Raw genomic sequence first — 11,906 nt, 5'->3', positions numbered from 1 at the left:
TCAGTGGGTGCTGGCACCTTGGTGTCCATGACGCGAAACGACAGACCGGGAAGCGGCGGGAACGCCGTCGAAGTACGGGGCCTGGTCAAGCACTTCGGCGAGACGAAGGCGCTCGACGGGGTCGATCTCGATGTGCGCGAGGGCACCGTCCTCGGCGTGCTGGGCCCCAACGGGGCGGGCAAGACCACGCTGGTCCGCTGCCTGTCCACCCTGCTCAGGCCGGACGCGGGCACCGCCCGCGTGGCGGGTTACGACGTGCTGCGCCAGCCCCGGCAGCTGCGCCGGGTCATCGGGCTCACCGGCCAGTACGCCTCGGTCGACGAGAAGCTCTCCGGGTACGAGAACCTGTACATGATCGGGCGGCTGCTCGATCTGTCCCGCAAGGAGGCCCGGCAGCGGGCGGACGGGATGCTGGAGCGCTTCTCGCTGACGGAGGCCGCCAAGCGCCCCGCCGGCCAGTACTCCGGTGGCATGCGCCGGCGGCTCGACCTCGCCGCCTCCATGATCGGCCGCCCGTCGGTGCTCTATCTGGACGAGCCCACCACCGGCCTTGACCCCCGCACCCGCAACGAGGTGTGGGACGAGGTCCGCCGGATGGTCGGCGAGGGCACCACGGTTCTGCTGACCACCCAGTACATGGAGGAAGCCGAGCAGCTGGCCCACGAGCTGACCGTGGTCGACCGCGGCCGGGTGATCGCCGGTGGCGGGGTGGACGAGCTGAAGGCGAAGGTCGGCGGCCGGACCCTGCAGGTCCGCCCGGCGGACCCGGCCGAACTCCACCGGATGGTCGGCGCGGTGGCGCAGGCCGGGCTGGACGGGATCGCCGGCGCGACCGCCGACGAGGCGGAGGGCGTGGTCAACGTCCCGATCGTCAGCGACGAGCAACTGACCGCCGTGGTCGGGCTGCTGGCCTCGCGCGGCTTCGCCCTGGCCGGGATCAGCACCCATCTGCCCAGCCTCGACGAGGTGTTCCTGGCCGTCACGGGCCAGAAGACCTCCGCACCGGCAGCCGCCCCGCACACCGACGAGCTCGAGGAGGTCGCGGCATGAGCGCGGCTACGGCCAGCGCGCCCACGGCGGCGCCCGCCCGGGAGGGCCGGATCGGCCTGCGGGCCAATCTGCGGCACATCGGCGCGCTCGCGCGGCGCAACATGCTGCAGATCAAGCAGGATCCCGAGTCGATGTTCGACGCGGTGCTGATGCCCGTCATCTTCATCCTGCTGTTCACCTATGTCTTCGGCGGCTCGATCGCCGGCAAGGGCCACGAGAAGGAATACGTCAACTACCTGGTGCCCGGCCTGATGGCGATGATGGGCCTGAACATCGCCATGGCCGTCGGCACCGGCATCAACGACGACTTCAAGAAGGGGGTGATGGACCGCTTCCGCACCATGCCGATAGCCCGGTCCTCCGTCCTCATCGCGAAGATCGTCGTCGAGGTCGGCCGGATGCTCATCGCGTCCTCGATCCTGCTGGGCATGGGCTTCGCCCTCGGCCTGACCGTCTCCACCTCGGTGGCGCACCTGCTGGGGGCGGTGGCGCTCGCCATGGTCTTCGGTGCCTCACTGATGTGGATCTTCATTCTGCTGGGACTGACCATGAAGACGGCGCAGGCCGTCCAGGGGGTCGCCATGCTCGTCCTGATGCCGCTGCAGTTCGGCAGCTCGATCTTCGCCCCGACCACCAAGATGCCGGGCTGGCTCGAGGCCTTCACCGACTACAACCCGCTGTCCAACCTCGCCGACGCCTCCCGCAACCTGATCAACGGCGGGCCGGTGGCCCACTCGGTGTGGATGACGCTGGCCTGGTCGCTGGGCATCACGCTGGTGACGGCCCCGCTGGCGGTCGCCAAGTTCCGCAAGAAGACCTGAGGCGGCACGACCGTGCCGGGGCGGGGCCGGGTGCGACCGGGCGCGTCAGACGAGGGCGGCGGCCTCCGCGGGGGAGAGTCCGCCACCCTCGGCGTAGGCGAGCTCGTACGCCTCGGCGCCCAGCACCGCCCGCGCGGCGTGCTCGGCCGCCTCCCTGATCTCGCGCTCGGTGGACGCCACATGGAGGGCCGGGGGGCGCAGCGCGTGGGCGGCGCCGAGCAGCCGGGCCGATGTCAGGGCATGGCTCTCGCCGCCCAGCACGGCATGGGCATGGGCGGCGTTGAACAGCTGCATCGACGCCATCTGCGGCGCGACCAGTTGGGCGAGGGGGTCCTCGCACTTCTCCAGGGCGAAACGCAGCCTGGGCAGCGCCTCCTGCGGACGCCCGCTGAGGGTGTCGAGCCAGCCGAGCAGGCCGCTCATCATGCCCTGGAACACGGCGATGGCCCGGTCCCCGAAGTCCGCCGCGAGGTGGTCGAAGTGCTCCCTGGCCTCCGCCAGGCGGCCCGCGCGGGCCAGGAGGATGCCGAGCTGGACGCGAATGAAGGCGGTCGCGTCCGGGCTGACCCGCTCCGCGTCGGCGAGCGCCCGGAGGAACATCCCTTCGCCCTCCGCCGCGCCGATCTTCCCGTCCTCCAGCAGCACCTCGGCCAGCCGGGCCCGCAGCATCGGCACCTGGCCGACGGAGCCCAGCTCCTCGACCCGGTCGATGGCCTCGCGGTAGTCGTCGGCGGCGGCCGCGAGCCGGCCGTGCTTCTCGCGGGCCTCGCCGCGGCCGGTCAGCGCCTCGGCCACGCCCCAGGAGTCGCCGAAACCACGGAAGATCTCCAGGCTTTCGTCGGCGTCCGCGATGCCCTGGTCGACGCGGTCGACGCTGTCGTTGAGCACCTTGGCGCGCAACTGGAGCATGTTGGCCAGCTCCCAGGCGTAGCCGAGCTCGCGGCAGCGGTCCACGGCGTCGTCGAGGACCGCGTACATGTCCTGGGCGGCGCCGGTCATCAGGATCGCGAAGTACCACAGCATGCCCGGCAGCCGGCAGTTCTGCGGCTGTCCGTCGCCGTAGGCGGTGACGATGCCGCGCAGCATCCGCTGCGTCTCGGGGGAGCCGATTTCGCGCATGTTGGCGTCCACGTTGGCGATCGCGATCAGCCGCACGCCCCGGCGCGCCTCCTCGAGGATCTCCGGCCGCATCGGCGGCGGCGCCTCGGTGCACGTCTCGGACAGGGGCGGGGCGGGGGTGATGGGTTCGGCGAACGGGTCCGGGCCGAGCGCGGCGGCGGCCTCCGCCCAGTGGCGGGCGTCGGCGCGGTGGTCGCGCAGCTGCCAGAACCAGCCCAGGGACAGCACCAGGCACAGGGCCTCGTGCTCGTCCCGGGCGGCGACGGCCCGCCGCAGGGCGGTGCGGAGGTTGTCGTGTTCGAGCTCCAGCCGGTCCAGCCAGGCGCGTTGCTCCGGTCCGCGCAGCAAGGGGTCGGCGGTGCGGGCCAGTTCGCGGAAGGTGACGAGGTGGAGCCGTTCCACGGCGGCCCGTTCGCCGGCCTCGTCCAGCCGCTCGCCGGCGTACTCGCCCACGGTCTCCAGCAGCCGGTAGCGCATCTGGCCGCCGGCGGCGGGGGCGGCGACCACCAGCGACTTGTCGACCAGCGAGCCGAGCAGGCCCGCAACGTCGTACGCGGTGACGGGCGTGTCGGTGACGGGCGTGTCGGTGGCGGGCGTGTCGGTGACGGCTGTGTTGGTGACGGCTGGGCCCGTGGCTGCCGGGCCGTCGGCGCATACCTCCTCGGCCGCCGACAGGTCGCAGCCGCCCGAGAAGACGGACAGCCGGCGCAGGACGGCGCGTTCGGGGGCGTCCAGCAGGTCCCACGACCAGTCGACGACCGCGCGGAGGGTCTGCTGGCGGGGCAGGACGGTCCGGCTGCCGGACGTCAGCAGCCGGAAACGGTCGTCGAGGCGGTCGGCGAGGCCGCGCGGGGTGAGCAGCCGCAGCCGGGCCGCGGCGAGCTCGATGGCGAGCGGCAGCCCGTCCAGGCGGCGGCAGATCTCGGCGCAGGCCGCCGGGTCGTCCTCCACCCGGAAGCCGGGACGGGCGGCGGCGCCCCGGTCGGCGAGCAGCCGCAGCGCCACCGGGTCGGGCAGCGGCTCGACGGGCCGCACCAGCTCGCCGGGGACGGCCAGGGGTTCGCGGCTGGTGGCCAGCACGGTGACGCCGGGGCAGTGCGCGAGGAGGGTGTCGGCGAGCCGGGCGGCGGCGTCGACGACGTGCTCGCAGTTGTCGAGCACGAGCAGCATGCGGCGGCGCGCGCAGTGCTCGGCGAGCCGCCCCAGCGGATCGAGCGCGGTGGCGTCGGTGGCCGCCCGCAGCCCCTCGGCGGCGGTGCCGCGCACCACGGTCTCGCGCGCCCCGAGCGCGGTGAGCACGGCCTCGGGCACGGTCTCCGGATCGTCGACGGGCGCCAGCTCGGCGAACCACACGCCGTCGGGCCACCGCTCCCCCACGGCGGCCGCGGCCTCGGCGGCCTCCTGCGACAACCGTGTCTTCCCGGCCCCACCGGGCCCCAGCAACGTCACCAGCCGATGCCGGCCCAGATCCTCCCGGATCAGCAGGAGATCGTCCTCCCGCCCGACGAAGGAGGTGAGCCGGGCCCGGAGGTTTCCGGGCGGGGGGAGGTGAATGGGGCCGCGCTGGTCAGGCGCGCCGGCGCCGGCGCCGGGCACCGGCCGGTCCTCGGCCGGCCCCGTCGGCCCCGCCTGGCCCGCCAGCAGTTCCGTGTGCAGGGCCCGCAGCTCCGGGCCGGGGTCGGTGCCGAGGCGGTCGGACAGCAGGCGGGCGGTTGCCGCGTACGCGGCGAGCGCCTCGGCGGGGCGGCCCGCGGCGCGCAGGGCGCGCAGGCGGAGGGCCTGCAGGGGCTCGTCCAGGGGGTGGTCGTCGCACAGTTCGGCGAGGGCGGGCAGCGCCCCGGCGGCGTTGCCGAGGGCGACGTCGGCGGCCAGGCGGGCGCGACGCGCCCCCAGGTGGCGGGCGTCGCAGCGGGCCGCCGGGCCCGTGCGGTCGGGGAGGTCGGCCAGGGCCGGGCCCCGCCACAGGGCGAGGGCGTCGTCGAGGAGGGCCGCCGCCTTGGCCGGGTCGCCGTCGGCCAGCGCCGCCTCCCCCTCGCCGGCCAGGCGCTCGAAGCGGTGCAGGTCCACGTCGTCCGGCTCGGCGCACAGCCGGTAGCCGCCCGCGACGGAGGCCACCGCCTCCCGTCCGAGGACCCGCCGCAACCGGCCGACGAGCGCCTGCAGGGCGCCCGTCGCGTCGGCGGGCGGCGCCCCCTCCCAGACCTCGCCGATCAGTGCCTGCGCACCGCGCACGCGCCCCGGGTGCAGCGCCAGCGCGGCCAGCAGCGCGCGCAGCCGGGCACCGCCGAGGGCAAGGGGTTGCCCGTCGTCGGTGTGGACCTGTGTGCTGCCGAGGATGCCGTAACGCACCGCCCTATTCTCCCCCCGCTCGAACATCGCGCTACGAGATATCGTCCCCCACCGAGTACGGTCGCCCGGTAACCCCGCGCGCCGGACGTTCCCGGCGGCCCCCCGACCCCCAGGAGCAGTCACACATGGCATCCGACGCGACTCGCGGCGAACGGCGCATCAGCCCCGTCTTCCTCGCCCTCGTCGCCATCATGGCGGTCTCCATATGGGCGGTGTGGACCGACTTCTCGGCGAGCCCCGGCTTCGCCGTGTTCCTGTTCGTGGCCTCGGGCTGGATCGTCTCGCTCTGCCTGCACGAGTACGCGCACGCGCGCACGGCCCTGCACGGCGGCGACATCAGCATCGGGGCGAAGGGCTACCTCACCCTCAACCCCTTCAAGTACACCCATGCCCTGCTGAGCATCGTGCTGCCGGTGATCTTCGTGATCATGGGCGGCATCGGCCTGCCGGGTGGCGCCGTCTTCATCGAGACCCACCGCATCCGCGGCCGCTGGAAGCACAGCCTGATCTCGGCGGCGGGCCCGCTGACCAACGTGCTGTTCGCTGTCGTGGTCTCGGCCCCGTTCTGGCTGGACGCCCTGGAGGGCGTGCCGGACAACTTCCGCTACGCGCTCGGCTTCCTGGCCCTGCTGCAGGTGACGGCGGCGATCCTGAACTTCCTGCCCGTCCCGGGCCTGGACGGCTACGGGGTGATCGAGCCCTGGCTGTCGTACAAGCTCCGCCGCCAGGTGGAGCCGTTCGCGCCGTTCGGTCTGCTGGCGGTGTTCGGCTTCCTGTGGATCCCCGAGGTCAACCATGCCTTCTTCGACATGATCAATTCGGTGCTGCGGGCGCTGGGCGTGACGGAGTGGGACACCTACTGGGGCTACGAGCTGTTCCGCTTCTGGCGGGGTACGCCCGAGATCCCGCCGCTGAACGCGGTCGACTTCGGCTAGCGCTGCCCCTGCTCCGCCGCCGCCCGGTCGTTCTTCGCCTTGCGCACGTAGTACCAGGCGATGTTGGACGAGACGCCGACGAGCAGGATCCAGACGATGCCCAGCCAGCTGCCCCGGGCGAACGAGACGACGGCCGCCACCACCGCGAGGGCGCAGACGGCGAGGGCGTAGAGGGCGAGGCGGGGCATGGGGGCGGCTCCTGTCCGGTGTCCGGGGGCGCATGTGCGTACGATCCCGGTCATTGTCCCCCACGCCCCGCCCCGGCCGGTCCCCGGCCGCGGGGCCCGTCAGACGTCGGTGACCCGCAGCCCCGCGTGCGCCTTGTAGCGGCGGTTGACGGAGATCAGGTTGGCGACCAGCGACTCCACCTGGTGGGCGTTGCGCAGCCGGCCCGCGAAGACGCCGCGCATGCCGGGGATGCGGGCGGCCAGGGCCTGCACGATGTCGGTGTCGGCCCGCTTCTCGCCCAGCACCATCACATCGGTGTCGATCTCCGCGACCTCCGGGTCGGAGAGCAGCACGGCGGACAGGTGGTGGAAGGCGGCGGTCACCCGGGAGTCGGGCAGCAGGGCCGCGGCCTGCTGCGCCGCACTGCCCTCCTCCGGCTTCAGCGCGTACGCGCCCTGCTTGTCGAAGCCGAGCGGGTTGACGCAGTCGACGACGAGCTTTCCGGCCAGCTCCTCGCGCAGCGCCTCGAGGGTCTTCGCGTGGCCCTCCCACGGCACGGCGACGATCACGATGTCGCTGCGGCGGGCGCACTCGGCGTTGTCCAGGCCCTCGATGCCCAGGCCCAGCTCCTCGGCGGCGGTCCGCGCCCGCTCGGCGGCGCGCGAGCCGATGATCACCTTCTGACCGGCCTTGGCCAGCCGGTAGGCGAGGCCGCGGCCCTGGTCGCCGGTGCCGCCGAGCACGCCGACCACCAGGCCGGACACATCCGGAAGGTCCCAAGGGTCCTTCGCCGGGGCCTTCTTCGCGTTCGTCACGTCATCAGAAGCAGTCATGACAGCGATACTGTCACGCCCCTCGAGGCACCGGCCGCCCGGTGCGGCCGCCCCGGCCCGCCCACGCGCCCGAACGGGTGAGCCGTCCCATAACTCCGCTTTCGTACGCGGTGGTTGGGGCAGGATGCCGCGCATGGACGCCGTACGGGTCGCGCTGCTGCGCGAAGCGCTCGCCGGGACCGAGTGGCTGCAGGCCACCCGCCGCTTCGCCGGGGTGCTGCGCACGTCGGTCGGTGCCCACGGCGGGGGCCTGCTACTGGTGGGGACCGCCGAGTACGAGCCCTGGCACCTGGCCGCGCACCTGGACGACGAGGCCGCCTGGTCGGGGCTGCCCGAGCTGTCCCCCACGCTCGTCCGCCACCTGGTGCCGCCCGGCGCGCCCGCGCACCTGGCGGTCGGGCTGGGCCGGCTGGAGGCCGCCCGGCGCGGGGAGACACTGCTGGTGGTGGCGGAGGGCCGGCCGGAGGACGGGCTGCTGGAGCGGGTGCACGACGCCCGCCGGGGCGGGGCGACCGTACTGGCGCTGGACGGCCGCCCGGAGGACGACGCCCCCCACCGCGACCTGCGCGCGCTCGCGCACGACGCGCTGGCCGTGCCCGCGTCGGCGGAGCTCGATCTCGACACCGTCCAGCACCTGGTCAGCGCCGCCGCCGGGGAGAACGCCCCGGCCGCCCCGCGCGGCCGCCGCTTCCGCGACCGCCTCTCCCGGCTCGCCGACCAGCTCTCCGCCCCGCCGCCGCAGCGCTGGTGAGACAGCCGCCGGGGGCCGGCCGGCCCCCGGTCGTCCGGCCTTGACCGAAAATAATCGTTTTGCCACACCCGTGCCCTGCCCGCACCATGGTGCCCCGTGACCGAGCACCATCCCCCTCCCCCCACCCCCGCCCGTACCGGCCGCCTGCGTGCCCTGCTGCCGGATCTGACGCCCTGGCACTCCTCGGCCGACTTCCGCCGCATGTGGCTCGCGGGGCTGGTGACCGTCTTCGGCAGCTTCCTGACGTTCATCGCGGTGCCGCTGCAGCTCAAGGAGCTCACCGGCTCGACCCTCGCGGTCGGCGCGGTCGGCGCGGCCGAGCTCGTACCGCTGATCGTCTTCGGCCTGTACGGCGGCGCGCTCGCCGACGCCATGGACCGGCGCAAGCTGATCCTGTGGACGGAGGCCGGCCTCGGCGTCCTGAGCGGGATGCTGCTGCTCAACACGGTGCTGCCGCACCCGATGATCTGGCCCCTGTACGTGGTGGCCGCCCTGGTCAGCGCGCTGACGGGCCTGCAGCGCCCGGCGCTGCAGGCGATCGTGCCGCGCATCGTGGCGCACGAGCAGCTGCCGGCCGCCATCGCCCTGAACTCCATGCGCTGGCAGGTCGGCGCCATCGCGGGCCCCTCCCTGGCGGGCGTGATCATCACCGTCGCCGGGCTGCAGTGGGCGTACGTCCTGGACATGGCCTCGTTCGCGATCTCCGTGGCCCTCACGGTCCGGCTCGCCCCCTCCCCCGCCTCGCACGACGCCGACAAGCCCTCGCTGCGCGGCATCCTCGAGGGCGCCCGCTACGCGTGGAGCCGCAAGGAGCTGCTGGGCACCTACGCGATCGACATGGCGGCGATGTTCTTCGCCTTCCCCACGGCGATCTTCCCGTTCCTCGCCGACGACCTGGACGCCCGGTGGGCGCTGGGCATGATGTACGCGGCGGGCGCGGTCGGCTCGCTGGTGGTGAGCCTGACCAGCGGCTGGGTCTCCCGCGTGAACCGGCACGGCCGGATGGTGGTCTACGCGGCGGCGGGCTGGGGCCTGGCGATGGCGGTCGCGGGCTGGATGCACAACATCTGGCTGGTACTGCTGTTCCTGGCCGCGGCGGGCGCCTGCGACACCGTGAGCGGGCTGTTCCGCTCGGCCATCTGGGACCAGACGATCCCCGACGAGCTGCGCGGCCGCCTGGCCGGCATCGAGCTGCTGTCGTACTCGGTGGGCCCGCAGCTGGGCCAGGTCCGCGCCGGCGGCATGGCCGCCCTGACCAACGTCCGCGCGTCGGTCTGGACGGGCGGCCTGGCGTGCGTGGCCTCGGTGGGCCTGCTGGCTCTGTCGCTGCCGAAGCTGATGTCGTACGACCAGCGGACGGACGAGCATGCCGTACGGATGCGGGAGCGGCGGGCGGCGGCGGGGGGCGGCGCCGTGGCGGAGGCGGCGTAGCCGGCGGGTCCGGCACCGCCGGGTCCGGCACCGCCCGGTCCGGCACCGCCGGGCCACGCCGTGGGGGTTGCGCGCCGTGGCGGCGGGGGGAGAGGCCCCGGTCCCTCCCCCAGCTACCGCTGGGAGGTGCCCCCATTTCACCGTTTCCTGGGGGCGAGCCCCCAGCCCCCCGGGGCGGAACGGGCGAAGCCCTGGAGCCAGGGGCGCGAAGCCCCGACTGCCCGCCCCGGGGCCGGGGCCCGGAAAGCCGGGAGCCCGAGGGCCTAAGGGCCCGGGTCCGGGGGCCCCGAGGTCCGGGGGTCCGGGGGCTTGCCCCCGGTTTCGGGAAGGGGCGGGGCTGGGGAAGAAGCCCCCGCCGCGACGGCGACCAGCCCCCGCCCACGCACCCGGCGGTGCCCAACCGGCCTCAGCCGGACTCAACCGGCCCGGTCCTCACCCTCCGGCTCGTCGTTCCAGCGCGGATCCTTGCGCCACTCCTCGTTCCGCTCGGCCGCGGTCTCCATCGCGTGCGACGCCTCCTCGCGCGTCGCGTACGGCCCCAGCCGGTCCGCGGCCCGGCATTCCGGGCCCTCCTCCACCGTGCCGTGCTTGAGGCAGTAGTACCACTCGCCCGGCTTGCCTTCCGGGCGCCTCTTGAACAGGGCCATCGCGCTCTCCTCGTCGTCCCTCGTGAGCGGCTCTCGCCGCAATGGTCCCCGATGGCCCCTGGCTACACTCGCTGATATGTCTGGCCAGTCGCTTCTTGTCCCGGGGACGCTCTCCCCCGCCCGTTCCGTCCCCACCTCGATCCGGCGTCCCGAGTACGTCGGCAAGGACGCCCCCACCCCGTACTCCGGCCCCGAGGTCCAGGACGCCGAGACGATCGAGAAGATGCGGATCGCCGGCTCCATCGCCGCCCGCGCGATGGAGGAGGCGGCCAAGCACATCGCTCCGGGCGTCACCACCGACGAGCTGGACCGGGTCGCGCACGAGTACATGTGCGACCACGGCGCCTACCCCTCGACGCTCGGCTACCGCGGCTTCCCCAAGTCCCTGTGCGCCTCGATCAACGAGGTCATCTGCCACGGCATCCCGGACTCCACCGTCCTGCGCGACGGCGACATCGTGAACCTCGACGTCACCGCCTACATCGGCGGCGTCCACGGCGACAACAACGCCACCTACCTGTGCGGCGACGTGGACGAGGAGTCGCGGCTGCTCGTCGAGCGCACGCGCGAGGCGCTGAACCGGGCCGTCAAGGCGGTCAAGCCGGGCCGCCGGATCAACATCATCGGCCGCGTCATCGAGTCGTACGCCAAGCGCTTCGGCTACGGCGTCGTCCGCGACTTCACGGGCCACGGCATCAACTCCTCCTTCCACTCCGGCCTGATCGTCCCGCACTACGACAGCCCCCACCACGACACGCTCATCCAGCCGGGCATGACGTTCACCATCGAGCCGATGCTGACGCTGGGCACGTACGAGTACGACATGTGGGAGGACGGCTGGACGGTCGTCACCAAGGACCGGAAGCGCACGGCCCAGTTCGAGCACACGCTGGTCGTGACGGACACGGGTGCGGAGATCCTCACGCTCCCGTAGAGTTTTTACCGACAGCATGTCGGGAAGCAATTGACTTAGGTAAGCCTAAGTGGAGAGGATGGCGGTGACGGCGCGCGCCCCTGGCGCATCCGTTTCCGCCTGATTCCTTGCTGTTCCTTCCCGTCCCCTCGGTCACCGGAGGTCCGCCTTGGACGCGCCAGCCACGACTCCGTTCTCCACGCTGATCCGCACCGCCTCCCACGAGCAGCACACGGAGGCCGAGAACTCGTCGTTCATGAGCGACATGCTCGGTGGCCGGCTCGGCGTCGACGCCTACCGCCGCTACACCGAGCAGCTCTGGTTCGTCTACCGGGCCCTGGAATCCGCCTCCGAGGCGCTGTCCGCCGACCCCGTCGCCGGTCCGTTCATACGCCCCGAGCTGGCCCGGGTAGACCGGCTCGAGCGCGACCTGGCCCACCTCGGCGGCGCCGGCTGGCGTACGGGCCTGACGCCCCTGCCCGCCACGGCGGCGTACGCGGCCCGCATCGAGGAGTGCGCCCGGCAGTGGCCGGCCGGCTACGTCGCCCACCACTACACGCGCTACCTCGGCGACCTCTCCGGCGGCCAGATCATCCGCGGCACCGCCGAGAAGACCTGGGGCTTCGAGCGCAAGGGCGACGGCGTCCGCTTCTACGTCTTCGAGGGCATCGCCAACCCCGCCGCCTTCAAGCGCGAGTACCGCGAGCTGCTGGACGCGCTGCCGGTCGACGACCTGGAGAAGCAGCGCGTGATCGACGAGTGCAAGCGCGCGTTCGCGCTCAACACGGCCGTCTTCCAGGAGCTGGGCCGGGAGTTCCCGCTCAGCGCCTGACCGTTTTCGCTTCTCGGGAGAAACCCGCGCCCGCCGGTGACCGTACCGGCGGGCGCG

11 protein-coding genes are annotated in these 11,906 nt (G+C 73.4%); 7 read left to right on the top strand and 4 right to left on the bottom strand.

Features of this window, described 5'->3' with window-relative positions; translation table 11 throughout:
• Positions 1 to 27 precede the first annotated feature (27 nt).
• Positions 28 to 1,050: an ATP-binding cassette domain-containing protein gene (locus ACIG36_RS03305; RefSeq protein ID WP_399921043.1), complete on the top strand. Its 1,023-nt coding sequence runs from the start codon at positions 28 to 30 to the stop codon at positions 1,048 to 1,050.
• Positions 1,047 to 1,871: an ABC transporter permease gene (locus tag ACIG36_RS03300; protein WP_399921040.1), complete on the top strand. Its 825-nt coding sequence runs from the start codon at positions 1,047 to 1,049 to the stop codon at positions 1,869 to 1,871. The genes ACIG36_RS03305 and ACIG36_RS03300 overlap by 4 nt, the downstream gene beginning before the upstream one ends.
• Before the next feature lie 45 nt (positions 1,872 to 1,916).
• On the opposite strand, the gene ACIG36_RS03295 is transcribed toward ACIG36_RS03300, so the two are convergent.
• Positions 1,917 to 5,339 (bottom strand): AfsR/SARP family transcriptional regulator, encoded by a 3,423-nt coding sequence (locus tag ACIG36_RS03295; protein WP_399921037.1) that lies wholly within the window; start codon positions 5,337 to 5,339, stop codon positions 1,917 to 1,919.
• A 125-nt stretch (positions 5,340 to 5,464) separates the two neighbouring features.
• Between ACIG36_RS03295 and ACIG36_RS03290 the strand changes: the two genes are divergently transcribed.
• A complete protein-coding gene (locus ACIG36_RS03290; protein WP_399921034.1) occupies positions 5,465 to 6,274 on the top strand; it encodes a site-2 protease family protein in 810 nt (269 codons plus the stop codon).
• Here ACIG36_RS03290 and ACIG36_RS03285 read toward each other — a convergent pair.
• Positions 6,271 to 6,462, bottom strand: a complete 192-nt coding sequence (locus ACIG36_RS03285; protein WP_399921032.1) for a hypothetical protein — start codon at positions 6,460 to 6,462, stop codon at positions 6,271 to 6,273. The two genes, ACIG36_RS03290 and ACIG36_RS03285, sit on opposite strands and share 4 nt — an antisense overlap.
• Positions 6,463 to 6,561: 99 nt before the next feature.
• A complete protein-coding gene (npdG, locus tag ACIG36_RS03280; RefSeq protein ID WP_399921029.1) occupies positions 6,562 to 7,275 on the bottom strand; it encodes an NADPH-dependent F420 reductase in 714 nt (237 codons plus the stop codon).
• Positions 7,276 to 7,408: 133 nt separating this feature from the next.
• Between npdG and ACIG36_RS03275 the strand changes: the two genes are divergently transcribed.
• Positions 7,409 to 8,026, top strand: a complete 618-nt coding sequence (locus ACIG36_RS03275) for a hypothetical protein (RefSeq protein WP_399921026.1) — start codon at positions 7,409 to 7,411, stop codon at positions 8,024 to 8,026.
• A gap of 96 nt (positions 8,027 to 8,122) precedes the next feature.
• Positions 8,123 to 9,457, top strand: coding sequence for an MFS transporter (locus tag ACIG36_RS03270; protein WP_399921023.1), 1,335 nt, complete (start codon positions 8,123 to 8,125; stop codon positions 9,455 to 9,457).
• Between the two features lie 416 nt (positions 9,458 to 9,873).
• On the opposite strand, the gene ACIG36_RS03265 is transcribed toward ACIG36_RS03270, so the two are convergent.
• Positions 9,874 to 10,104 carry a hypothetical protein gene (locus ACIG36_RS03265; RefSeq protein WP_399921022.1) on the bottom strand — a complete coding sequence of 77 codons (231 nt, stop codon included), beginning with the start codon at positions 10,102 to 10,104 and terminating at the stop codon, positions 9,874 to 9,876.
• Positions 10,105 to 10,180: 76 nt separating this feature from the next.
• Between ACIG36_RS03265 and map the strand changes: the two genes are divergently transcribed.
• Both map and ACIG36_RS03255 read left to right on the top strand, forming a co-directional pair.
• Entirely contained in the window at positions 10,181 to 11,038 is an 858-nt protein-coding gene (gene map / locus ACIG36_RS03260; RefSeq protein ID WP_399921019.1) for a type I methionyl aminopeptidase, read from the top strand.
• Positions 11,039 to 11,186: 148 nt separating this feature from the next.
• On the top strand, positions 11,187 to 11,849 hold the full coding sequence (locus ACIG36_RS03255; protein WP_399921016.1) for a heme oxygenase (biliverdin-producing): 663 nt from the start codon (positions 11,187 to 11,189) through the stop codon (positions 11,847 to 11,849).
• The last annotated feature ends 57 nt before the right edge of the window (positions 11,850 to 11,906 follow it).

The organism is Streptomyces sp. NPDC053048 (assembly GCF_044547045.1).
Taxonomy (GTDB): Bacteria; Actinomycetota; Actinomycetes; order Streptomycetales; family Streptomycetaceae; genus Streptomyces.
This window is presented reverse-complemented; position numbering and strand designations above follow the sequence as displayed.